At 43.1% G+C, this 24000-nt stretch carries 24 protein-coding genes and 1 tRNA gene; 15 read left to right on the top strand and 10 right to left on the bottom strand.

The features are described from left to right. The first annotated feature begins 42 nt into the window (after window positions 1–42). The 4 genes from B0180_RS01290 (at window position 43) to B0180_RS01275 (ending at window position 1801) form a co-directional block, all read left to right on the top strand. Window positions 43–270 carry a PA3496 family putative envelope integrity protein gene (locus B0180_RS01290; RefSeq protein ID WP_078255312.1) on the top strand — a complete coding sequence of 76 codons (228 nt, stop codon included), beginning with the start codon at window positions 43–45 and terminating at the stop codon, window positions 268–270. Between the two features lie 92 nt (window positions 271–362). Beyond that, window positions 363–884: a UPF0149 family protein gene (locus B0180_RS01285; protein WP_078255311.1), complete on the top strand. Its 522-nt coding sequence runs from the start codon at window positions 363–365 to the stop codon at window positions 882–884. Between the two features lie 104 nt (window positions 885–988). Further along, window positions 989–1351, top strand: coding sequence for a YbjQ family protein (locus tag B0180_RS01280; RefSeq protein ID WP_078255310.1), 363 nt, complete (start codon window positions 989–991; stop codon window positions 1349–1351). A gap of 6 nt (window positions 1352–1357) precedes the next feature. Next, window positions 1358–1801, top strand: coding sequence for a YbjQ family protein (locus tag B0180_RS01275; protein ID WP_414683245.1), 444 nt, complete (start codon window positions 1358–1360; stop codon window positions 1799–1801). A gap of 320 nt (window positions 1802–2121) precedes the next feature. Here B0180_RS01275 and fic read toward each other — a convergent pair whose 3' ends face one another. From fic to epmB, 5 genes are all read right to left on the bottom strand, one after another. Further along, window positions 2122–3195: a protein adenylyltransferase Fic gene (gene fic, locus B0180_RS01270; protein WP_078255309.1), complete on the bottom strand. Its 1074-nt coding sequence runs from the start codon at window positions 3193–3195 to the stop codon at window positions 2122–2124. A gap of 122 nt (window positions 3196–3317) precedes the next feature. Next, entirely contained in the window at window positions 3318–3695 is a 378-nt protein-coding gene (locus B0180_RS01265; RefSeq protein ID WP_078255308.1) for a type II toxin-antitoxin system VapC family toxin, read from the bottom strand. Then, on the bottom strand, window positions 3692–3928 hold the full coding sequence (locus tag B0180_RS01260) for an antitoxin (RefSeq protein WP_078255307.1): 237 nt from the start codon (window positions 3926–3928) through the stop codon (window positions 3692–3694). The genes B0180_RS01265 and B0180_RS01260 overlap by 4 nt, the downstream gene beginning before the upstream one ends. A 426-nt stretch (window positions 3929–4354) precedes the next feature. After that, window positions 4355–4431, bottom strand: a tRNA-Val gene (locus tag B0180_RS01255). A 61-nt stretch (window positions 4432–4492) separates the two neighbouring features. Continuing rightward, window positions 4493–5533 carry an EF-P beta-lysylation protein EpmB gene (gene epmB / locus B0180_RS01250; RefSeq protein WP_143821249.1) on the bottom strand — a complete coding sequence of 347 codons (1041 nt, stop codon included), beginning with the start codon at window positions 5531–5533 and terminating at the stop codon, window positions 4493–4495. A gap of 129 nt (window positions 5534–5662) precedes the next feature. Between epmB and efp the strand changes: the two genes are divergently transcribed. Together efp and lpxC are read left to right on the top strand one after the other, a co-directional pair. Continuing rightward, window positions 5663–6238 (top strand): elongation factor P, encoded by a 576-nt coding sequence (gene efp / locus B0180_RS01245; protein ID WP_049236523.1) that lies wholly within the window; start codon window positions 5663–5665, stop codon window positions 6236–6238. 264 nt (window positions 6239–6502) lie between these two features. After that, window positions 6503–7408 (top strand): UDP-3-O-acyl-N-acetylglucosamine deacetylase, encoded by a 906-nt coding sequence (gene lpxC / locus B0180_RS01240; protein WP_078255306.1) that lies wholly within the window; start codon window positions 6503–6505, stop codon window positions 7406–7408. A gap of 377 nt (window positions 7409–7785) precedes the next feature. Here the strand turns inward: lpxC and B0180_RS01235 are convergent, their stop codons facing one another. Beyond that, window positions 7786–8334, bottom strand: coding sequence for a DciA family protein (locus B0180_RS01235; protein ID WP_078255305.1), 549 nt, complete (start codon window positions 8332–8334; stop codon window positions 7786–7788). A gap of 277 nt (window positions 8335–8611) precedes the next feature. Here B0180_RS01235 and B0180_RS01230 point away from each other — a divergent pair, with 277 nt between their 5' ends. Next, window positions 8612–9289 (top strand): CHAP domain-containing protein, encoded by a 678-nt coding sequence (locus B0180_RS01230; RefSeq protein WP_078255304.1) that lies wholly within the window; start codon window positions 8612–8614, stop codon window positions 9287–9289. Between the two features lie 89 nt (window positions 9290–9378). Here B0180_RS01230 and B0180_RS01225 read toward each other — a convergent pair whose 3' ends face one another. The 3 genes from B0180_RS01225 to B0180_RS01215 all read right to left on the bottom strand — a co-directional run bounded on the left by B0180_RS01225 (window position 9379) and on the right by B0180_RS01215 (window position 10971). After that, the gene (locus tag B0180_RS01225) at window positions 9379–9864 is read right to left on the bottom strand and encodes a hypothetical protein (RefSeq protein WP_078255303.1); all 486 of its coding nucleotides are present in this window, start codon (window positions 9862–9864) and stop codon (window positions 9379–9381) included. Between the two features lie 136 nt (window positions 9865–10000). Next, on the bottom strand, window positions 10001–10606 hold the full coding sequence (locus tag B0180_RS01220; protein ID WP_233424888.1) for a DOMON domain-containing protein: 606 nt from the start codon (window positions 10604–10606) through the stop codon (window positions 10001–10003). A gap of 47 nt (window positions 10607–10653) precedes the next feature. Continuing rightward, window positions 10654–10971, bottom strand: a complete 318-nt coding sequence (locus B0180_RS01215; protein WP_078255301.1) for a YhbY family RNA-binding protein — start codon at window positions 10969–10971, stop codon at window positions 10654–10656. A 210-nt stretch (window positions 10972–11181) separates the two neighbouring features. On the opposite strand from B0180_RS01215, the gene B0180_RS01210 reads away from it, so the two are divergent. The 5 genes from B0180_RS01210 (at window position 11182) to B0180_RS01190 (ending at window position 17025) form a co-directional block, all read left to right on the top strand. Further along, window positions 11182–11931: a transferrin-binding protein-like solute binding protein gene (locus tag B0180_RS01210; protein ID WP_078255300.1), complete on the top strand. Its 750-nt coding sequence runs from the start codon at window positions 11182–11184 to the stop codon at window positions 11929–11931. 59 nt (window positions 11932–11990) lie between these two features. After that, window positions 11991–13310 (top strand): surface lipoprotein assembly modifier, encoded by a 1320-nt coding sequence (locus tag B0180_RS01205; RefSeq protein ID WP_167366899.1) that lies wholly within the window; start codon window positions 11991–11993, stop codon window positions 13308–13310. Window positions 13311–13420: 110 nt separating this feature from the next. Beyond that, entirely contained in the window at window positions 13421–14053 is a 633-nt protein-coding gene (locus B0180_RS01200) for an RlmE family RNA methyltransferase (protein ID WP_078255298.1), read from the top strand. A 119-nt stretch (window positions 14054–14172) separates the two neighbouring features. Continuing rightward, on the top strand, window positions 14173–16071 hold the full coding sequence (gene ftsH / locus B0180_RS01195) for an ATP-dependent zinc metalloprotease FtsH (protein ID WP_078255297.1): 1899 nt from the start codon (window positions 14173–14175) through the stop codon (window positions 16069–16071). Window positions 16072–16248: 177 nt separating this feature from the next. Then, window positions 16249–17025 (top strand): lysophospholipid acyltransferase family protein, encoded by a 777-nt coding sequence (locus tag B0180_RS01190; RefSeq protein WP_078255296.1) that lies wholly within the window; start codon window positions 16249–16251, stop codon window positions 17023–17025. Window positions 17026–17069: 44 nt separating this feature from the next. On the opposite strand, the gene B0180_RS01185 is transcribed toward B0180_RS01190, so the two are convergent. Beyond that, on the bottom strand, window positions 17070–19430 hold the full coding sequence (locus tag B0180_RS01185) for a penicillin-binding protein 1A (RefSeq protein ID WP_078255295.1): 2361 nt from the start codon (window positions 19428–19430) through the stop codon (window positions 17070–17072). Window positions 19431–19603: 173 nt separating this feature from the next. Between B0180_RS01185 and B0180_RS01180 the strand changes: the two genes are divergently transcribed. The 3 genes from B0180_RS01180 (at window position 19604) to B0180_RS01170 (ending at window position 23714) form a co-directional block, all read left to right on the top strand. Beyond that, complete coding sequence (locus B0180_RS01180; protein ID WP_078255294.1) at window positions 19604–20074, top strand: pyrimidine dimer DNA glycosylase/endonuclease V; 471 nt, start codon at window positions 19604–19606, stop codon at window positions 20072–20074. A 92-nt stretch (window positions 20075–20166) separates the two neighbouring features. Further along, window positions 20167–22101 carry a molecular chaperone HtpG gene (gene htpG / locus B0180_RS01175; protein WP_078255293.1) on the top strand — a complete coding sequence of 645 codons (1935 nt, stop codon included), beginning with the start codon at window positions 20167–20169 and terminating at the stop codon, window positions 22099–22101. A 182-nt stretch (window positions 22102–22283) separates the two neighbouring features. Next, window positions 22284–23714, top strand: coding sequence for a C13 family peptidase (locus tag B0180_RS01170; RefSeq protein ID WP_233424887.1), 1431 nt, complete (start codon window positions 22284–22286; stop codon window positions 23712–23714). Window positions 23715–24000 lie beyond the last annotated feature (286 nt).

Here is a 24000-nt window from a genome sequence, read left to right as displayed (position 1 = left end):
AAAGTCAGGTCAACTGCAAATTTCAACGCACAAGGAGTCATTATGAGTAATATTAATGATGATTTTGATGATGATAATTTTGACGAAGATGCTGATGCCATCCTTGTCGATGAAGGCAAGGCAAAACCCCTTGAAAAACGCCTAAAAATCGATGCTTTGCTTGAAGAGCAGCGTTTAAATAAGCTAAAGCGCGCCTTAGAAGATGGCGATGATTTTGCTGAATTTGATGATCTGGATGATGAGTTTGATGATCTGGATGATGATTTTTAAAGTCTGAAGATCGCTTTTGGATATTGAATTAAGCTGTCATGGTGATCTTTGGGCATAGCTAACATTTGACCCACAAAAGTAATGAGTCTGTTATGAATAAACAAGAATTGTTTGAGTATTTAGAATCTCCTGCCAACGAAATGGGCTTAGATCCAATTGCCGCCCATGGATTTTTGACAGCGACTGTGGTGGGTAAGCCACTGCCTAATTGGATATCGGCGTTTTTTGAGGGTGCCGATGCCCAAGTCCCCGCTGAGGTGAAAGATGCTTTAAAGGCTTGGCAGCAAGAGCTGATCGACACCCTAAAAGCAGAGCAGCCCATCGAATTGCCTTTTGATGCTAGCGAAGAAGCCGAAGATTTTAGCGAAGATGGCGACTTAGCAGCATGGGCAATCGGTTTTGTTGATGCCATGTATTCAGATGAAAATGTGGATTGGTTTGATGATGAAAACACCGAAGAAGATGTGGCAATGCTAACTTTGCCGATGGTGCTATTATCAGGCATTGATGAAGAGATGGATGAGATGCGCGATGATGAAACCTTGGCGCAGATGGCAAATACGCTTGAAGATAATATCACTGAGCTGTTTTTACTTTTTCACACCGATGATTGAGTGTGATTAAAAAGTTAGGCGGGGTGGAGGCGAGTGTCTTCGCCCTGTTTTATCTTAGGATGATTAAATTACTATAATGACACTAAACCAAAAAGAGAATGGTCATGCAATTATCAAATTTAGAACACTTGCCCAACTACATCATCACCGAAAGGCTTGATGTGGTTTATGGCAGTACCGTGCGCAGTAAGCATGTGGGTAAGGATTTTTTGGCGGGACTAAAAAACATCGTTGGCGGAGAATTGACCGCTTACACAGAGCTTCTTGAAGAGGCGCGCCAAGAAGCGATGAGTCGTATGATTGCCAAAGCCCAAGCGTTGGGCGCTGATGCGATCGTTGGTATTCGTTTTTCGACATCAAATATCGCAGCGGGTGCATCAGAGCTTTTTGTTTATGGTACGGCGGTCAAGGTACAAAAGAAGTTTAATCCTTTTGGGCAAAGCTCAGATGAGTTGCCGGCAGGGTGAGTGCTTATGAGCCTTGAAGAGTTTTTGATGCAGCGCCTTGATTGGATTATTGGACTTGTTTTGATTGCGGTTGGTTGGTATTTTGGCACGCGTGCCGAGCGTCGCCATCTAGAAAGCCTAACGGCAGATGAACACAAATATCAGCACATTCAAGTCTCTAGTGAGCGGTTTTATGAGCCCGAAGGCGTCAATGAGTCAGCCTTAGTGGTTGGTAGTGTGGTAATCGCTCAAGATCAGTTCAAAAGCGTCGCGGCGTCGATTTTAAGCTTATTTGGCAAAAATTTAACCGTCTATGAGACGCTGCTTGATCGTGCTCGCCGAGAAGCAGTGGTGCGTGCTAAGCGTCAGGCGGATGATGCCGGCTGCCGGGCATTATACGGTTTAAGATTTGAGATGACCGAGGTGGAAGGGGGCGTTGAGGTGTTGGCGTACGGCGTGGCAGTCAAATAATGCCTAGGCTCAGTTAGTGTTGGTGAAGTCCAAACAAAATCACTAAAGATACACTCTGCTTGTACTTATTTTCCCCACAAAATCATAATGATTAAGGTAGGAGATAACATCATAAACTGGAAAATTATTTGTTTCTGACAATTTTTTAATAAAGTGTCCGACTGTAATATAATCATCTAATGGCTTTTTGATTTTATCCAAAAGTCCCATCTCTCATACCTTATTCATGCCCTGCCAAATAAAAGATAGCAGGCGTGGCGGTCTAAGGTGCAAAAATAACCGCTGTTCGGCTCATGACTTCCTAGCCTGCTAAAACTGTTTTATGTTTTTAATAGATCCATTAATTTAGGATTGATAAAAATCTTTTCATTACCAACCGTCACCATCTCAAGCACACCAATATCACATAACTTTTTTAAATAATTACTCACCGTTTGGCGTGCGCCAAGTCCTTTTTGAACCAAATTAGCAATACGGCAATACGGCATTTCAAAGATAGCATCCAATAAATCACGGCTATAAATCTTTGGCGCTTCCGCCTTGATGGTTTCGCCTGTATCTTGGTGTAGTTGCTTAATGCTTAATATCTTGGCGGTTGTCCAATCGCTGGTATCTTTGATGGCATTTAGCATATATACTAGCCATGTTTCCCAATCGCCTTTTGTAGTGACAGTTAAAAGCGCATCATAATAGCCCGCTTTATGGTTAATGATATAGCGACTAAGATACAATATCGGAAGATCTAATAACCCTTTATCTATCAAATATAAAATATTGATAATCCGCCCTGTGCGTCCATTTCCATCAAAAAATGGATGAATGGCTTCAAATTGATAATGAGCGATTGCCATTTTAACCAATGGATCTAAATCATCATCAGTGTGTAAGAAATTATCCCAATTCGCTAAAAGTTCATTAATGGCTATGGGATCATCTGGTGGCGTGTAAATGGTTTGTCCTAGGCTATTTTGTAGCTTTGTGCCTGTGGTTTTTCTTACGCCAAGCGATACGCCTTTAATTGTTTGGCAGATTTGTAAGGCGGTTTGACTTGACAAGGGTCTATCCTTAATTGCTTGTATGCCATCATAAAGCGCTGTTCGGTATCTTAACGCTTCTTTGGTGGCATTATCTGCATGATCGTCATCAAATGCGTGCTGAAATAGCTTATCCGTGGTAGTAACAATGTTTTCTATTTCACTACTGCCTTTGGCTTCTAGCATGGGAATGGCATTGATTAGCATGGTTTGGTTTGGGATTAGTTCACCTGCTTGTTTTAGTCCTGCTAGGCTTGCCCGTGCTTCGACGCACATTTTTAAGATGGTGCGTGTTTCTATATCTTTGGCAGGTGGCAGGCGTGGCAGATCATTAAATGGTTTTTCTGCGTCAAAGGTCATTGTTCTAGCCCATGTTAAGAAAATTGGATTTTTTTAACATTATACCATACCTATGTTAAATCATTTAACATTGCACCGATTGAATGTTAAGAAAATTGGATTTTTTTAACATTAAGTCTTAATCACGCCTGCGCCCAATTCTCCAATCTCACCCCATACCGCTCAAAATCTTTGGTATTGTTGGTGACTAGGGTTAATTGGTGAGCTTTGGCATGGCAAGCAATCAGCGTATCAAAACTGGCTTTATGGTTGGCGGTTTTCATATATTCACCAAAACATACGGCAGATTTTTCATCAAACGGCAACACCTGAAGTAAGCCACGCAAACGCTCAAACTCTGCTTTAGGCTCGTATTTATCCAAGCCCCTTAATAATTCTGCCCATGTGATCGCACTCATACCAACTTCGCCCACATGACAACTGGCAAAACGATCTAGCACGCTTTTTGGCTGGTGTTTTAAAAGATAAATACAAATATTGGTATCAAGCAGATATTTCACCAGTCACGCCCCACATCATCTAACTCCATGCGCTCAAATTCATCACTCATCTTATCGCCCAAGGCTTTAAAAATCTGTGGCACTTCATCTAAGGTGGTGACGGGTCTAATAGTGATTACGCCATTTTCTTTGCTAAGAATTAATGGGGTGTTGGCAGGATAGGCAAACTCTTTGGGCAATCTTACCGCTTGAGAATTACCCGCCATGATCGGCTTGGTGTGTATGGTTGGCATGATGATCCCCTAAGTAATGATTATTTGTAGTTACATTATAAGGGCTTTTATCAAGCATAACAAGGTTTATCAAAGTGGCTGGATCTGCCCAAGCATTAGATGGCGTTAGATTGTTGTTGTCTAATTAGATTTTGTCGATATAAAAGCGATCTAGTCCACAAATCAGCCTGTCAAAATGTAGCGGTGTAGCGGATTTTAAAAGGTGCTGGGCTAACTTTCCCCTACTTTCCCCATTTTTTAGGTTTTTATTTTGATTTGGGTATCGGTGAGCATTTTTTTACCCCTTGTTGGTATCGGTTTTTATGATACCAACAAATTAATTGGATTTAAAGGGATTGAATGATACCATATAGGACAAGAAAAAAGGCTTAAAGCATTGAAAATAAAAGGGTGTCGCACTGAAATGGACACCCTTAAACTCATGTTTGGTAGGCGTAAACGGACTCGAACCATCGACCCCCACCATGTCAAGGTGGTGCTCTAACCAACTGAGCTATACGCCTGTGTAATAGGACGCTATTTTACCAAATTTTTTGTAGATTGCAAGCATTTTTTATCATTAATTTAATTTTTCTCATTTGAATGCTGATAAATATCAATCGGTGTCTTAAATGGGCGGTTTGGCAGCTCCTGAACCAATTTAGGCACCAAATAACCCGGCAAGACTTCAAGCAGCTGCCAATATAGCCGAATGGCGTCACTAATAGCGATGTCAAAGTGTGCCGCACCTTGCACCTTATCAAGGATGTGCAGGTAATAGGGCAAAATCCCGGCACCAAACAGATCTTGGCTAAGCTTACTCAAAGTATGAATGTCATCATTGATGTCGGCAAGTAGCACGCTTTGATTTAATAAAGTTGCGCCGGCATCTTTGAGCTGTTTTGTTTTGGCGATCAGATAATCGTCAATTTCATTGGGATGATTGATGTGGAGCACGATCACGATATTTTTTTGATAGTGGCGGATCAGCGTAATCAGCTCATCATCCACACGATTGGGCAGCACCACCGGCAGGCGAGTGTGAAGTCGCACCGTGCGAATGTGAGCGATATCGGCAATCTTATCTAGCCAAAGCTTAAGTCGCTTGTTGCTTAGGCTCAGCGGATCGCCACCACTTAAAATCACTTCATCAACTTCTGTATGCTTGGTGATGTAATCCATGACCGCATCCATCTCGTGCGTGCTTGGCTGATTGGCATGATAATCAAAATGCTGACGAAAACAATAGCGGCAGTGCACCGCACACGCACCGGTGACGGTCAGCAGCACACGAGATTGATATTTATGCAATAAGCCCTTGATGGGATTATGATTATTTTCATCCAAAGGGTCGGTGCTGTAGCCACCGATCGTCCACGTTTCTTTGGTATCGGGTAGGACTTGGCGAAGTAGCGGGTCATTGATATCGCCTTTTTTCATTTTTTTGATAAAGGCGTGTGGCACTCGTAAGCCAAATTGCTTGGGGGTGTGTACCTGAGCTTGTTTTGGCAAATCAAGCAAGGCAAATAAAGTGTCTAGATCGCTGACCGCGCCTGATAGCTCAGCTTGCCAATCTTGAAAGTCATCAGATAATGCGGAGTGATAAATTTTTTTTGTAGAAATCATGGTTTTGTTTTGACAAAAATTACTAAAACTTTATATAATGAAGTGTTGCGCCGCATTATAGCGCATTTTTTAAATAACGATTTGAATTTTAACTGAGCGATGCTCCGATTGACAACTGGCAGGTAAATAATGGCAAGTTTTTCTACAAACGACTTTAAAGCAGGTTTGAAGGTGATGTTGGATGGTAACCCATGTTCCATCCTTGAAAATGAATATGTAAAACCAGGTAAAGGTCAAGCTTTCAACCGCGTTAAGCTGCGCAACCTACGCACAGGCAAAGTGCTTGAGCAGACCTTTAAATCAGGCGATTCGCTTGAAGGTGCTGATGTGATGGATGTGGAAATGAACTATCTGTATAACGATGGCGAATTTTGGCATTTTATGCATCCTGAGACTTTTGATCAGCTACAAGCAGACAAAACTGCAATGGGCGATGCTGCACAGTGGCTTAAAGAAAATTCAAATGCTTTGTGCACTTTGACGCTGTTTAATGGTGCGCCACTGTCGGTTACACCACCAAACTTTGTTGAGCTTGAAATCGTTGAAACCGATCCAGGCGTTCGCGGCGATACTTCAGGCGGCGGCGGCAAGCCAGCACGCCTTGAAACAGGGGCGACGGTGCGTGTACCTTTGTTTGTACAACAAAATGAAGTGGTGCGTGTAGATACGCGCACGGGTGAATATCAAACGCGTGTCACCGCCTGATAGATCGCCCTATGATAAGCAGTGTTCTTTTGAGCACTGCTTTTTTATTTGAATGGTTTTAAGTTTGAATCTTTGCTACTTTTGTTTTATCTGTCATCACTAAAATTTGACACAGCTTACAAATCATCAGATAAATTAAACAGAATGATTGAGAATCCACTCATGACAACAGATGACAAAAAACGTGCATAATGTTAAACTACCATGACACATTTTGAAATACTTTTTGTCAGTTTTGACTGAAAATTTATAACGAGAATAATTATGACAAAACTCTACCAAAGAACGGTAGCCAAAGCGATCACAGCAACTGGCATCGGACTACACAGCGGCAAAAAAGTGACGCTCACTTTGGCGCCAGCCGAGCCTGATACAGGCATTGTCTTTGAGCGCACCGATTTGGGCGCATCGGTTCCGATGGCAGCTGAGCTTGTACAAGATACCATGATGTCATCTAATCTGGTTTTGGGCGATGCCAGAATTGGTACAGTTGAGCATTTGTTGTCAGCCATTGCAGCTTATGGGCTGGATAATTTAATCATTCAAGTGGATGCGCCAGAGATTCCGATCATGGATGGTTCAGCGGCGCCTTTTTTGTATTTGATTGATCAAGCAGGCATCGTCGAGCAAGATCAGCTAAAAAAATTCATTAAAATCATCTCACCGATTGAAGTGACTGATGGCGACAAATGGGCGCGCCTTGAGCCTTATGATGACGGCTTTTTGATGGATTTTGAGATTGATTTTAATCATGCTGCCATTGCTGCTACCGAGCAGACGACACAGCTTGATTTTAATACCGCAAATTTTGCACTAGAAGTGGGGCAGGCACGTACTTTTGGATTTTTAAAGGACATCGAATATCTTCAAAAAAATAATTTGGCACTGGGCGGCAGCTTAGATAATGCTGTCGTACTTGATGAAGATTCTGTGGTCAATCAAGATGGCTTGCGTTATCCCAATGAGTTTGTGCGCCATAAAATGCTAGATGCTGTGGGTGATTTGTTTGTGATCGGGCATCCTTTGCTTGCCAAGTTTTCTGCTTATAAATCGGGGCACGCACTCAACAATGCGCTCATCCGAGCGGTACTAGCAGATAAAAGTTGCTATAAAATTGTAACATTTTATGACAAAGAATCTTGCCCGATTGATTATGTCGAGGCTGTTTAGCTAAAGTGTAAGTTAATGAGCAAAAACTAAAGCATTTAATTTTTTGGCAAAGTATTTGTAAGGTGACAGACATATTTTAGTTTTTGCATAGTGTCGATTTTATTCTTGTCATTGTACCCAATCAAAAACGACTGATTGGGTGCATTTTTTTTGGGGTGGGAAAATAAAGCTTATGATGGGATTGATAATAGTGGCGAATCAATATCAGTCTAAATTATCATGCGTCACCAAAATTATATCGCTTAAAACCTGCCATCCGACTAAAGTGCTTCATTTAAAATTACAAAAAATTACAAAAATAAGTGTTTCATTACGAATCACGCCCTGAGTTCATACACAATTTACTCAGATAAACTGTTTAAATTTAATTAATAAAATTATTTTTTTTGATCTTTATTTGAGCTTGCAAGCTGCGTTAAAGCTTGATTTAGCCGTTCATTTTGTGTGACAAATTGTGCTGTCTGTGTTATCATTTGCCTTGTGTTTTCGCTTAGGATCTTTTTTGAATCATCTGGGCGAGCGTCTGATTGCACCGATTTTGGCGAAGTTGTCTTTGATGAGATGATCAGCTTGATTGATTGTAACTGGCAAAAACGCTGATCATAAGCACGTAAAGCTTGAACACAATTTTCCATCATATATCGTGCGTGATTGGCAGCGGTTGGCGAGCTCATTGCTAGAGTTATCTCCACCGGCGAGACATTAACCACTTGACAGGTCAAAAGTATGTCGTTGGGCAATACACCTGCCCATGCTTGACGAACGAGCTGTGTGTGGTGTTGTAGATGATGATATCGATACAACAAATGTTTTGGAATAGCAGCGCCGGCAGCCGCTTGTTTTTCGACACGGCTTGCAAGATGATTGGGTTTGCGAACTTTGGCGACCAAATCATTGATTGGCGTGGTTTTTGTATGATCAGACATGGCTCACCTAAAATGATAAAAAGATCTATGGACATGGTGTCCGCAGAGCAAGTGTATCACGCCTTTTGAGAAAATGGTAATTTCAGCCTTATCGAGATTACCATTTTTCTAGTGCACCAAGGATGTGCGCTGTGTGCCACAAGCTTTAATCAAAACCAATCAAATGTACGCCGATGAAGTGATGCAATGGGGCTAATCATCCACCAACCAACCCATAGGATGAGCGCTGTCTGTGATAGCAATGCCAAAGCAAGCTTTTGAGGTGTGAGGAATCTAAATGAAACGAGTATTTTGGCTGCTGTCAGCCGTCGGTCTGACCGTTGCACAATCAAGTGCAGCACAAAGTGCGTATTCAAATAGCTCTACCCAAACCCCTTATGTGGCTAGTATTCCAGACGATATTGACAGCGTCATTAATGGCTTGATAGCAAGCAGTCAAAACGCTCAAGTTCGTACTTATCATCAGCCCACCAGTACAACCACTATCCAAAACTTTAGCGCCAATTTTCAGTCGCCAGTTTCGGCGGTTGATCGCTTGACAGCCAGCAGCGCTCCAAGTGTCGCTGCAGCGGCGGCATCGCGTGCTGCACTGGGTCGTTCGATTGGTCGCTGTGCACTCTATGTGCGCCGTGCGCTTCAGTCAGCAGGTTATGAATTCACACCGCAGCCATCTGCTTATCAATATGCAAACGGTACATTGGCAAGCGCAGGCTTTGTGAAAATCAGCAATGACAATTATGTCCCACAAGTTGGTGATATTGCTGTTTTCAACCGCACTTCAAAAAATCCGCATGGTCATATCCAAATTTATGACGGCAGCCAGTGGGTATCAGATTTCCGTCAGCCAAAATTTAGCCCATATAGCCAACACAATGGCTACAGCGTATGGCGTGATGCTCGTTATAATGATGCGTCTGCAAATACAGGTATTATGCTTGCTTTGAACGAACAGTAAACTGTACGTTTGGACATGATAAAAGCCCAGTTAAGTTAAACTGGGCTTAGTTTTTTTTTGTTTAAAAGAGTTTAAATCGTCTGAGTGAATTAAATATAATCAGACTCTTGTAAGCACTCGATCGTTGCTTGAATGAATGATGTGTCATCCACAATGATATCGGAAATGACATAACGACCATTTAGTTTGATAAATGCAAAATCAACAATTTCTACTGGTTTACCGCCCTGTATACCCACATTAAACCGTGCTCTTACCTGACCGTTTTTTAGCAGGGTGTAATTTGCCGAACGATTAATGCGGCTTTGGACATAATCTTGACCGCCGATCCAATCCCAAGGCGCGCATGAAATATAGTTATCCCTTTCGGCAACGAATTCGGCGTAGTTGGCGATGGTGGAAAAATCGTTATCGGCGTGACTTAAGATGGTTGGAATTCGCTGCTCTAAATTACTGACGACTTTTTTGGCGATGGCGATTTTGCTTTGGTTGTCTGATGGATTAGCATGGCTGTATGTGATGGCAAGTGGCGCGAGAGCCAACAAAAAAGCTGTCTTTTTAAGTACCTTTTTCATAATTCATCCTAAATGATCGCTAAGATATGCTTATCATAGCATATATTTTTTATTTTAAAATGATTTTATGGATAGGCAGGTAAAGCTTAAAATAGCAATCATTAAATATGGGTAATAATAGCTAAGAGGGATGCGTTTACAACCAATATGTTCGGTCATGAAAATCAGGCGGGCTCGCGTGCTTAACGGCATAATAAATAGCCAAGGGCGTTGAGTGGATGGTTGGATATAAAATGGCAGTTAAATTAAATTGATATTGACTCAATCTAAGCGCCTGAGTGTGATGATGAATATGAAATGCCAAAACATAACCATCATCCAGTGCAGTTATTTGGCGCATGAATAGAGCGTGCCCAGTGTCTAAGATAGGAGGCATCTGATCGGGCGTACGGTAGCTGTCAAATCGGTAGATGTTATAACGCCCATCGGGAGCAAAATTGATTTCGATATATTCTGCAGACTCTTTGTTTGCTAAGAAACACTCAAAACAATCAGACAACCACAAATAATCAGCTCGCTGCATTGAAGTACTTTTGATGTGTTTATCAAAAATCTCTTGGGTGTGCGTGGTTTTCTCAATAAAAAAACTGATTTTAATACCATCGCGATCCTGAGCAATGTGAGCGTATATCTTGGGCGAAGTGAAGGCTTTGCTTGAATAAATGGCATCATGATCACAGATGCTGCTATCAGTGACAGGCAGTAATTCATACACAAAAAAATCATCAGGCGAAAGCTGCACGACAGCCTCCATAGCCTGATGTAATGTGTTGCAGCTCATCAAATCGATTAAAATCCGAATCGCGCCAAATTGGACAGCTTAGGATTTGGCTCAGAATTGGCGCGCAGAAGTAGTACCATACGCCCAATGTGGTGGATGACCTCAGACTCGGTCGCCTCCGCGATGGCAGCCGCACAATCTTTGCGTTCATCGGCTGTGCCAGCAGGGATTTTGATCTTAATCAATTCATGGTCATGAAGCGCACGCGACACTTCCTCGACCAGATTTGGTGTGATGCCATGACCACCGATCGTCACAATCGGGCTCAGCTGATGACCAATGCCACGCAGGGCTTTGATGTCTTGTAGTTTTGCTTTTTTATTCATAAAAACTCAAAGTTGGCTATAAAAACCTCATTATATCAAATTGGGCTAAGTTTTTCATATAAATATAAAATTAATATATTTTTAAACTTGACAAAAAATTTAAGGATATTTATTATGATTGTGCACAATAATATTGCTTGATCGTATCTGCGATGGAATTGGTTGGGCAAGTGCTCATTTATTTTATTCAAGCTCTTTCAGGGAGAAAGTATGTCGATTTCTGCGTTTAAAATTTTTGCGGTGAGTATTTCAGCTGCAGCCCTTGCTGCTTGTAGCAGTAGCTCTTCTCCAAGCCCTGCGCCAAGCCCTACAACGCCAACTATTAATACTCCATCAACTGGCTCAAACAATACTAAGCCTACAACGCCGAGTAAGCCTACCAGTCCTGCTATCAAAGGTAATCAAATCAATTTTAACGCCAATAAGATTGCCGGCGCCAATCAAGCAACCGCCAACACCAGTGATGTCGCTGTAGTGACTATTGATGGCAAGGCAGTGAGTTTTGATTTATCGGGATTTAATGTTGGTAAGGTAGTTAATATCTCAGCATCAAATATGGCACGCGTTGGCTCTGGAAACGGGTATCTTGAAAGTTCTCGTTTCGGTTACATCAAAGAAGGAGTTAATGGCACACCTGCTTTATTTTCTCAGGGTACCGTGACAAACAATATGCCAACCACTGGTAAGGCAACTTATACAGGTTTTGCTGCCCATGTTGCTAATGGTCAAGTAACCACCCCTAATGCGAAATTTACCGTTGATTATGGTAATAAAACCGTTGCAGGCACTATCGGTAATCATGTCTCGCTTGCAGGTACGATCTCAGGCAATCAGTTTAGTGGCACAAAAAATGGTTTTAGCACCAATGGTTATTTTTACGGTGATGGCGCCAAAGAACTTGGCGGGACTTATAAAAATACAGCGGGTACTGTCAGTGGTGCCTATGGTGCAAAAAAGTAATTAGATGATACTTAAAATCCCTAAGTGTATGCTTGGGGATTTTATTATTGGGGTGGATGATGACAAAAATTTCAAATAAGATTTTATTGCTGATTGGTCTTTGCCTAAGTCTGTCAAGTCAGGCGGATAATTATCATGTATTTGATCAAGAGATCATAAATCCAGTGATGCTTGATGAATCTGATTTGATAAAAGATCCAAGATTGCTTGAAAGTTTTATTTTGCAAGCGATTGACCAACATCGTACAGAAGATCTTCGCTTGCTTCGCACTTTAATTGATCAAAATACGATAGATCCTTTTGTCTACCACTATGGTTTGGGTTATCTTGCGATGCAAGATGGTCATTACAAGCAGGCAATTCGTCATTTTGAGCATATTTTGAAAATAAATCAGGATTTTAACCAAATTTCACTATTGCTCATGCAAGCATTAGCTTTTGATAAGCAATATGCCCGTGCTGATGACATCTTAGTTTCTTTATTAGAAGATCCAAGGGTTAATAATGAGATGAAGCAGCGATTGGTTCAAGATCAAAAGTGGCTCAAAGATCGGCAAGCGTGGCAGACATCTTTGGGCGGCGGAATGTTACACGATACTAATATTAATAACTCGCCAAAAATAAAAAGTTATCAAGGTTGGCAGCTTAGTCCGCCTGTGACAGCTTCAGGGATCAACATTTCTGCAGCTGCCCAAAAAAACACGAATTTTTATCAAAACTTTTCTTTGCAAACCCAGTTTGGGTTTGATGTTAAATACTATAATAAACATCAATTTAACGATATCCATGCTTTGGTTGGAACAGGTATTGCTTATCAAGATAATGATTCGAGCGCAGGTGTCATGCCGTTTTATCAAAAAAGATGGTACGGTAATAAGCCTTATTCAGATACCCTTGGTGCGCGGCTTTGGTATCAAAAGAAATCTAGCCCCAAAGCTTCTATTGGTTTGTCAGGTGCAGCAGGGCAAATAGAACATCAGGAACGTAAGTTTTTGGATGGGCATTATTTTAATACCTCTATCGGTGTGTATGGGTCAAATCAGTGGATGAATATTAATCATCATCAGCAGCATGCTCAAGAAGATAGCGAAAGTTATCAAGATTATGGCGTGTCATTTGGATTTTTGCATTCATGGCAGCCCGTGCATTTAACTCACCGATTTAGTGCTAGTTACCGACATTACGATGCGGCAGATATTTTTAATATCACTAGGCGAGATTGGCGATATGAAACTTGGCACCGACTTTGGCACGAACGCTTTCAATACCGTGGCTATATCCCCAGTCTAAATGTCAATTATGAGCGTGTGGATAGTAATCATTTTGCCTTTGATACCGAAGACATACAAGCATACTTTGAGATACACAAGCATTTTTAATGCCATAACATAAAATTTAACACATTAGAAAGCAACAAAATAGGTAGTTAATTATATTTTATGTTAAACTACCGAGCTATATTTAATATCTTTTTAGTAATTTAAAATTCATGGCAACCCGAATTAAAAACAAAAAATTGTCGAAGTCAAGCCGTGCTTGGATGAAAGAGCACATTGATGACTTTTATGTTCAAAAAGCTCAAAAAGAAGGCTATCGTGCGCGAGCTGCCTATAAGCTTCTTGAAATCAATGAAAAAACAGGGCTGATCAAAAAAGGCATGACGGTCGTGGACTTAGGCTCTGCGCCGGGCAGTTGGTCGCAAGTGGCAGGTCAGCTTGTGGGTGATTCAGGCACATTGATTGCTTCGGACATTCTACTCATGGATACACTAGAAAATGTGACCTTTATTCAAGGTGATTTTCGAGAAGAGGCAGTATTTAACCAAATTATGAGCGAAGTTGGCGGGCGCCGTGTGGATGTGGTATTGTCAGATATGGCGCCAAATACTTCTGGGATGGCTGCTGTCGATCAGCCGCGCATGATGTATTTGTGTGAGCTTGCGGTGGATTTTGCGCTCAAAGTGCTCCCAGAAGGCGGTGCGTTGATCATGAAGGTGTTTCAGGGTGAAGGCTCTCAAGAGCTGCGCGCTCAGATGCAAAAGCAATTTAGCAAAATCAAAAGTATCAAACCTGCCGCATCCCGACCGCGCTCAAAAGAGATGTTTTGGGTAGCGATTAAATAAATCAATCATAGAGTTTACTTGAAATAGCTAAATTCATCAATATATTATATATAGTTAATCAGCATTGGGCGGATTACTCCCAATATCCATAAGCTAAGGATGAGAAAAGTTTGAGCGACATGGTGAAGAATACCTTATTGTGGCTGGCGATCATCGGTATCGTGGTTGTGATTTTTAGCAATCTTGATAGCGGTAGAGCTGATGCCTATACGATGAATTATTCGGCATTTGTGACCGCAGTGTCACAAGGCGAAATTAAAGATGTAAAAATCAGTGGCGAAGAGATTACTGGTACTAAGGTCAATGGCTCTCAATTTGAGACAGTGCGCCCTGAAATTACTGATAACGAATTGATGCCGCTACTGCGTGAGAATAATGTTGAAGTTCAAGGTATCCCACCTGAGCGTCAAGGCGTTGGCATGCAGCTTCTGATGGCGGCATTCCCAATTTTATTAATTGTCGGTTTGTTTTGGCTGATCATGCGCGGCATGAGCGGCGGCGGTGCTGGCGGCGGCGGTATGGGCGGTCGCAACCCAATGAGTTTTGGTAAATCCAAAGCCAAAATGCTGTCAGAAGATCAGGTTAAGGTCACTTTTGCTGATGTGGCTGGGGTGGAAGAATCAAAGCAGGAAGTTGCTGAGATTGTTGATTTCTTAAGAGATCCAAGTAAATTTACCAAACTTGGCGCGACCATTCCTCGCGGTGTTTTGATGGTTGGTCCGCCAGGCACAGGTAAAACTTTACTTGCTAAGGCAATCGCAGGTGAAGCCAAAGTTCCTTTCTTTAGCATCTCTGGTTCAGATTTTGTTGAAATGTTCGTGGGTGTGGGTGCATCTCGTGTGCGTGATATGTTTGATCAAGCCAAAAAAAATGCGCCTTGTATCATCTTCATCGACGAAATTGACGCTGTAGGCCGCCACCGTGGTAGTGGTATGGGCGGCGGTCATGATGAGCGCGAACAGACCTTAAACCAGCTGTTGGTTGAGATGGATGGCTTTGAGGGCAATGATGGTGTGATTGTTATCGCTGCCACTAACCGTGTGGATGTGCTTGATAAGGCGCTGCTGCGTCCAGGTCGTTTTGACCGTCAAGTATCTGTTGGCTTACCTGATATCAAGGGTCGTGAGCAAATCTTGATGGTACATCTCAAAAAACTCCCTGCGACCATCGGTGTGGATATCAATGCTTTGGCACGAGGTACGCCTGGATTTAGTGGCGCTCAGCTTGCTAACTTAGTCAATGAAGCAGCTTTGTTTGCGGCTCGTCGAAATAAAGACAGCGTTGATATGAATGACTTTGAAGATGCCAAAGATAAGCTGTTTATGGGTCCTGAACGTAAATCAATGGTACTTCGTGAAGAAGAACGCCGTGCGACGGCATATCATGAAGCAGGACATGCGTTGGTGGCAGAGCTGCTGCCAGGTACGGATCCTGTGCATAAAGTCACCATCATGCCACGTGGTTGGGCTTTGGGTGTGACTTGGCAGCTGCCTGAGCAAGATGCGATCAGCAATTATAAAGACAAAATGCTCAATGAAATTTCTATTTTGTTTGGTGGGCGTATCGCCGAAGAAATCTTTGTAAATCGTAAATCGACTGGCGCATCCAACGACTTTGAGCGTGCTACCAAATTGGCTCGTGCCATGGTAACTCGCTATGGTATGTCGGATGAATTGGGGGTTATGGTCTATGAAGCCGAAGAGCATGGTGGCTATTTTGGTGGTAGTACTCGCACCATCTCAGAAGCAACACAGCAAAAAGTCGATGATGAGATTCGTCATATTTTAGAAGCTCAGTATGATGTTGCTTATAAGCTCATTGATGAAAATCATGACAAGATGCATGCCATGGTTGAGGCGCTGATGAAATGGGAAACCATTGATCGTGAGCAGCTCTTACAAATCATGGCAGGTGAGGCGCCGCGTGAGCCTAAGAATTATCAGCACATCGTGCAGACGCCTGTGGTAGCCGAAGAGCCTGCTGATGACGATGCGTTGCCGCCGCCATTGCCAGTGTGATTAGCGACTGTATCAAGCATGCTTGATTAAATCATAAAAAATCTCCAAGGTGTACGCTTTGGAGATTTTTTTTAAATTGTTTATTTGGAGCTTGGTTTATAAATGTTCACCAAAGCACTTGATTTTTTTTGCATTTGGGTTTAGTCTGTATGGCAAAGAAATACGCTGAGTTTATTTATGTCAAATTTCATTAGCAATCAATATCATCGTACTAAAGCAGCAGTTGGATTGACAAATACTTTATTAAATGGTTTTCAGATGGTTTATGAAGCAAAGGCATATCGTTCCGATGTACCACGCAATCGATTGACGCCTTATGTGCAAAAATTTTGTCGAAAGATGGCGAATTCATTTGGCGTAAACGTCGTTCAAGTTGAGCCAGTTCCGCAAAGGCACGGACTTTGGGTTAGCAATCATGTCTCTTGGCTAGATATTCCTGTGGTCGGCAGCGTTGCGCCTGTTTTTTTCTTATCTAAGGCTGAAATTGGCGAATGGCCAATTTTTGGACGCTTGGCAAAAGCAGGCGGTACACTGTTTATTCAGCGTGGCTCAGGGGATGTGGGCTCAGTGAGTGATCAAATTGCAGAGTTTTTGAGTGAGGGGTCATCGGTCGTTTTCTTTCCTGAAGCGACAACCACAGATGGCAAGCAGATTAAGAAAATATATGGTAAATTGTTAAAAGCTGCGATCGACACCGACTTGCCAATCTGCCCGATGGTGATTGCTTATGTGGATAAAGAGGGTAAACTGTCTGATAAAGCCGCTTATTACGGTGAGCGAACCATGGTACAAAGCTTAAAGTCGGTGGCAGATGCCCGAGGGATTACTGCGTATGTGTTGCCGCTTGAGCCCATTTATCCTGAGGGTCGAGATCAGCGCGAATTGACCGAAGTTTTGCAAGCAGTGATGCAACAAGGTCTCAAAGACTTACATCAGCGTGTACTGACAGCTTAATCCATCAATAAACAGCCCCAATGATGACCATCGGGGCTTTTTGATTAATCTTTTAAATCAATGACCTGCTGGGCTGCCTTAACGGCTTTTGACCGATCTTCTTGGCTGATCCATTGGGAAGGAGTGCCGCGAAGCTCATGGCTCATAAAGTTCACCCAAATTGGCAGTGCAGCGACGCCACCGTACTCACTATTTCCCAAAGTCGACGGCGTATCAAAGCCCACCCAAACTACAGCCACATTGGTCGGATGAAACCCTGCAAACCAAGCGTCTTTGGCAAGGTTGGTGGTACCAGTCTTACCGCCAACATCACTACGACCCAAAGCACGAGCTCTACGACCTGTACCGCTGGTGATGACTTCACGCATCATATTAGAGATATTGTAAGCTGTTTGGTGAGAAAGTACACGAGGCGCTTGGGTGGCAGCCACATATTGTGGCGCGCTTCTTGGGTGTAGTCTATCGCCAGCTGGTGTGCCAAGCTCGCCTGCTGGCTCTTGTGATCTATTGGCTTCAAATGATTCAATGAGCTTGGCATTGGTTGCTGAAAGATTTTCATTAAAGCAAAGTGCGCAGGCTTGCTGTGGATTGGCTTGATAAATGATGTCATTGCCAAAATCATAGATTCTTTCGATAAAATAAGGCTGAATACGGTGACCACCATTGATGATGGTGGCAAAACCCGTTGCCATTTGTAGCGGTGTGGCGTCGGCAGCCCCCAGTGCCAATGCCAAGGTGGATGGCATGCGCTCCATCTCAAGTCCGCCCATCGCATTCATCAGGTGGCGAGTCTCATCGATGCCCGCCGAGCGCAGTAGGCGAATAGAAGGCGTATTGCGCGATAAAGCCAGTGCACGGCGCAGCGTCATATCGCCTGTGTATCGCCCATCGGCATTTTTTGGCTGCCAACTGCCAACACGAATCGCTGCATCAGAGACCAAACTGTCTGGTGTGTGTTTGCCTGATTCAAGAGCTGCAGCAAAAACAAAAGGCTTAATGATTGACCCTGGTTGGCGATATCCTTGGATGGCGCGATTAAATTTGCTGTGATTAAAATGAAAACCTCCAACAACAGCACGCAAGGCGCCATTTTCAGGATCCAAAGAGATCAGCGCACCTTGAACTTCGGGAATGGATTCCATACGCCAAGCGGTTTTTGATTCATTGAGCGGAGAGATGCGGACGATATTACCGACCTTGACCATTTGATGAGCATTACTGTAACCACCGCCGACACGGTTAGCATCATAGTAGCGACGCGCCCAATTCATGCCTGACCAGCCGATGGTGACAGTTTCTCCAGATTGAAGCTTGGCTTCAAAGCTTTGGTTATTGACCTTGGTGACTTTGGCAGGATAAATATTGTCAAAATTTCTACGACCTTCAAGCGTTCCTTCTTCTGCTTCGACACCGCGCCAACCATGACGACGATCATAATTGCGCAGTCCACCCACCAAAGCAGCATCAGCAGCCAACTGAGAGCCGCTATCAATGGTAGTCTGAACACGCCACCCTGAATCCATCACCGCCTCGCCATAACGCTCCACCAAAGCGGTGCGAGCCATCTCGGCAACATAGGGCATGTTTAAGTCAAGTTTTTCTTGATAGATGTTTAGTCCCATGGGTTCAGCAATGGCGGTGTCTCGCTCAGATGCAGTGATGAAGCCTTCTTGATGCATGCGCCCGATAATCCAGTTGCGTCGCTCCATGGCGCGCTCGGGATTGACCACAGGATTATAGGCCGAAGGGGCTTTGGGCAAGCCTGCAATCATCGCCATTTGGGCAATCGTCAGATTCTCTAAGCTTTTAGAATAGTAACGGCGCGCAGCAGCTTGAATGCCATAAGTGCCTTCGCCCAGATAAATTTTATTGACATATAACGTTAAGATTTCGTTTTTTGTGAGCTCATTTTCAATTTTGCGGGCAATGAAAAGCTCGGTCAGTTTGCGATTGATGGTGCGCTCAGGGCTTAAAAAATAGTTCTTCGCCACCTGCATGGTAATGGTCGAGCCACCAGTTTGAGTATCGTTATCACTGACAACTTCGGTCAGCGCGCGTCCCATCCCTTTAACGCTGATACCACTGTGCTCAAAAAAAGTATCGTCTTCTGCCGCCAAAAACGCCTGAATCATACGCTCAGGAATTTGATCAAAGGTTACAGGCAAAGAATAGCGATTGCCATATTGTCCGATTAGCTTATTATCGGCAGTATAAATCTGCAGCGGCATCTCAAAACGGGAGTTGTCCAGATTTTTGACGTCAGGTAAGGTTGGCTCAAGATACATCGCCATCCCATAAAACCCGATTGGAAACGCCAAAACCAAAATCCCAAATAGCGCCAAAACGCTTAAGATCACTTTAGATAGTATGGCGAGTAGTGACGCAGAAAAAGTGTTTTTAGACATAAATTCTTTGCTTGCTATAGACCTAATCTCTTATTTTACTAGGTTGTAGATAGAATAGCTAGTTTTTATTGGTAATTTCGTGTAGAGATGATTATGTGTGTGTTGGATAAATTTTTACGATTTTGTGTTATGCTAAAGCCAATTTATCAATGCTTGAGATGTGCAGACACCCTATGACTCGTATTAATTTGATCGACCCAAAGGATTTGACGGATCAGCATTTGTTTGCCGAATTTCGAGAAATTACGCGGATTTTTACGCTTGTACAATCCGCTGTCGCCAAGCATGGGATCAGCGACACGCTCAAAAAGATTCCTTCAAGCTATCGGTTGGGCACAGGTCATGTGCTATTTTTTTATGATAAGCTTAATTTTATTGAAAAGCGTTATTTTGCGCTCAAAGAGGAGCTGATCGCGCGCGAGTATCAATTCACGCCCAAAGACAGCATCGTGGGATTTCGCCAAAGCATTGATCCAAGCTTTTATCAAGATTATACACCTACCAAAGCGGATTTGACGCTCTCCATTGAGCGACTACTTGAAAAAATCGCCGCCAAACCGCAGTGGTATCGCAAGCAGGGCAATGTGATTGACGATACAGTGTATCAAGAGGGACTTAAAAATTTGATCACTGATTGTAATTAAGTCACCCATTCAAATAACTTTGTACAATCAGTGCTTGAAAAAATAGGCACCATCCCTATCTTGAAAGATGAAACTTTGATAGGGAGACAACTATGACTAATCCGACCGCCCATCACTTTGAAGCTGAAGTTGCGCAGCTTTTGCATTTGGTGACGCATTCTTTATACTCAAATGCTGATATTTTTGTGCGTGAACTGGTGTCCAACGCATCAGATGCTTGTGATAAGCTGAGATTTTTGGCGACCACAGAGGATGGCTTATATGAAAATGATGGCGAGCTTGCGATTCGTATTGATATTGATAAAGCCGCCAAGACCATCACATTCAGCGATAATGGCATCGGCATGAATGAAGATGATGCGATTGAGCATTTGGGCACGATTGCCAAATCAGGCACCAAAGCCTTTTTGGAAAAATTATCAGAAAGCGATAAAAAAGACGGCCATTTGATCGGTCAATTCGGCGTGGGCTTTTATTCAGGATTTATTGTTGCAGATAAGATCGTCGTTGAAAGCCGTAAAGCAGGCGAGCCTGCTGAACAAGGCGTGCGCTGGGTATCTGATGGCACAGGTAAATTCACCACCGAAACCATCACCAAGCCAAATCGCGGCACATCGATTACGCTGCACCTAAAAGATGAATACGCAGGCGATAGCGAGGAAAATACCAACTATCTTAATCGTCACACGATCAAAACACTGGTCAATAAATACTCTGATCACATCAGCTTGCCAATCCAAATGCCTAAAGAAATTTGGCAAGACGAGCTGGGTGATGATGGCGAGCCAACGGGCAAAGGCGAATACATCACCACCGATGAATACGAGACGGTAAACCAAGCCAATGCACTGTGGACAAAAAGTCCAAGCGAGATCAGTGATGATGAGTATCACGAGTTTTACAAAAATCTTAGCTATGATTACGCTGATCCATTGGCATATACGCACAATCGCGTCGAAGGTCGTGTTCAGTACACGCAGCTGTTATTCATTCCAAGCAAAGCACCGATGGATCTGTACGCTCGCGAGCAGCAGCATGGTTTGAAGCTATATGTTAAGCGCGTCTTCATCATGGAAGATGCTGAGCAGCTGTTGCCGATGTATCTGCGTTTTGTTAAAGGTGTGATTGATACCGCTGATCTGCCGCTGAATGTCAGCCGCGAAATCCTTCAAGAATCTCGCGATGTCAAAGCCATCCGTGATGGTAATGCTCGCCGAGTGCTGACACTATTATCAAGCCTTGCCAATTCTGAAGATGCCGATAAGCAGCAAAAGTTTGCCGATTTTTATCAAGAATTTGGTGATGTGCTCAAAGAAGGTTTGGGTGAAGATCAAGCCAACCAAGCACGCATTGCTAAGCTTTTACGCTATGCCACCAGCACCGATGAAACGGTCGCGACAGGTTTTGCTGATTATAAAGCCCGCATGAAAGATGGTCAAAAAGCCATCTATTATCTGACCGCTGATAATTTGGCTGCTGCCAAAAACAGTCCACAGCTTGAGCTGTTTAATAAAAAAGGCATCGAAGTGATTTTGATGACTGCGCGCGTCGATGAGTGGGCGATGAACTTTTTGCATGAGTTTGACGGCACGCCACTTCAAAATATCGCCAAAGGTGCGGTTGATCTAGGCGACTTAACAGACGAAAATGAAAAGCAAGAAGCCAAACAAGCTGAAGAAAAAATGCAGCCTGTGGTTGAAAAACTTAAAACTACGCTAGGTGATCGCACCAAAGATGTCAGAGTGTCAAGCCGACTGGTGGATAGCCCAGCGTGCTTGGTCGTGGGTGATGGTGAGCTTACGCCACAGATGGCTCAAATGCTCAAAGCCATGGGTCAAAGCGTGCCTGATGTCAAGCCTGTACTTGAGATTAATCCGAATCATCCACTGATCAATAAACTTGAAACCAGTGGCGATTTTGACGACTTGGCACAAGTCATCTTTGATCAGGCGTTGTTGGCTGATGGCGGTCAGCTTGAAGATCCTGCAGGCTATCTAAAGCGTGTTAATAAGCTTTTGATGGGCTAATTAGAGTTGATTTGCCAAACTGCTGTGGAATACCATGGCAGTTTTTTTAGTGCGTATTTGGTTATTAAATCAACAAATGCTAAGCCAAAAACATGTCGGATAAGATACAAAATTTCTGCCCAGTGTAATTTTGCAATATGCTACAATGGTCAGACTTTTTGAAACTGACTTTCGAGAGTTCAATGGGTTTTTTCTCAAATTTTTTCTCAAATCTGGGTGCGTCTTTATGGATGCTGGTGGGCAGCGAGCGAGCGTTTAAGCTTGTCAAGCCAACATTTGCGCAAGCGGCTGCTTTTATGGTGGTGGCGTTATCGGCAAATATTTTATTTGCTTGGCTTGCCGCACCAAGTGACAGCTATTTTAATGAACAAGGTCTGATCAGTTACTTGGTTTGGCCAACCATCATTGTCGCTGCAGGCATCATCATTGCTCAGCGTTCACTGAATTACTCATTGTTGTTTGTGCCGGCAATTTTATGGTTGGCGGCGGATACGCTGCTTGTGCTATTTCAAAGTGGTATTCAGTTTCTTGAGAATGAAAGTCTATTGCCGTTTTGGCTGCACAGTATTTTGCCTACTTTATTTTTGCTGCTATTTGTGTGGCAGACGGCGGCACTTTTGCTGATTTTTGCTAAGCGTTTTGATTGTCCTTGGTATGAAGCAGCGCTCATGCTCATTGCCAGTATCATCTTATTGGTGGTATGGCAAAAAAATACCATCAATCAGCCCATCTTTAAAATGGATGAGGTGGTGGTTGAGCTTGATGAATTGGCATTTTATGAGCAAGCAGCACTCCTGCCTGATCAGCTGCAAGCCATGACTGCAGGTCGTAAGGGTCGGCATGAGTGGTATTTTTTGGGGGCAGCAAGCTTTAGTGAGCAAAATGTCTTTGCCAGCGAGATTATCCAAGCTCGCCAATTATTTGATGCTAGATTTGATACGGCAGGGCGTTCGATTGCGTTGATTAATAATCCAAACACTTGGGGAGAGTATCCCATTGCCACACGCTCCAGCATTGAGCGAAGCCTTGAGCACATCGGCGGGCTGATGAACCCTGATGAAGATGCTTTATTTTTGGTGTTAAGCTCACACGGATCGGTGGATAGGCATGGCGAGCCGATTGGTGAATTGGCGGTGACAAATCCGCCCATGAATTTGCGCCAAATTGATCCTTTTTGGCTAAAAGCCGCTTTGGACAGATCAGGCATTCGCTGGCGTGTGATTGTGGTTTCGGCGTGTTATTCAGGCACATTTATTAATGCGCTTAAAGATCCCTATACCATGGTCATCACCGCATCCAAATCTGACAAGGCTTCTTTTGGCTGTACCGATGATGCTGACATGACCTATTTTGGTCGAGCGTTTTTTAATGAAAGCTTGCCACACTCAGAGGGGGTGATGGAGGCATTTTATGATGCTGCCCCAATGATCAAAGAGCGTGAAATTTTGATGGGTTTTGAGCCTTCTGAGCCGCAGATGGTTATTGGTGAAGCCATGCAGCTTGCCTTGCCTGAGCTTCAAAAAGCTTTATTTCATCATCAAGACAATCCAAGCATCAGCATTCCTTATGGACTGATCAATAAAGCGCCTGATACTGAGCCTGCCCCAAATTAATTGGCTGTTTTCATCATGTCTTAAACTACCGCTGTTATGCTAAAGCAAGCAGCGGTTTTTTGTCATTCAAAGGCGGTATTAGCGGAGCATTTGACCAACTATTTTTGTTTAAAATGGCGAGTATTCCCCCAAAAACCGCTTGTAATTTGCCCGAAATTTCGGTATATTACCTTTGCTTATAATATCACAATTTTTTATGATTTATCACTGATAAATAGTTCTATATTTATCAATAAAAGCTGAAAAAACTGTTCGCCAAATCACATTAGGCAAACCCTGCTTCCAC

Source organism: Moraxella canis (genome assembly GCF_002014965.1).
GTDB classification, from domain to species: domain Bacteria; phylum Pseudomonadota; class Gammaproteobacteria; order Pseudomonadales; family Moraxellaceae; genus Moraxella; species Moraxella canis.
This window is presented reverse-complemented; position numbering and strand designations above follow the sequence as displayed.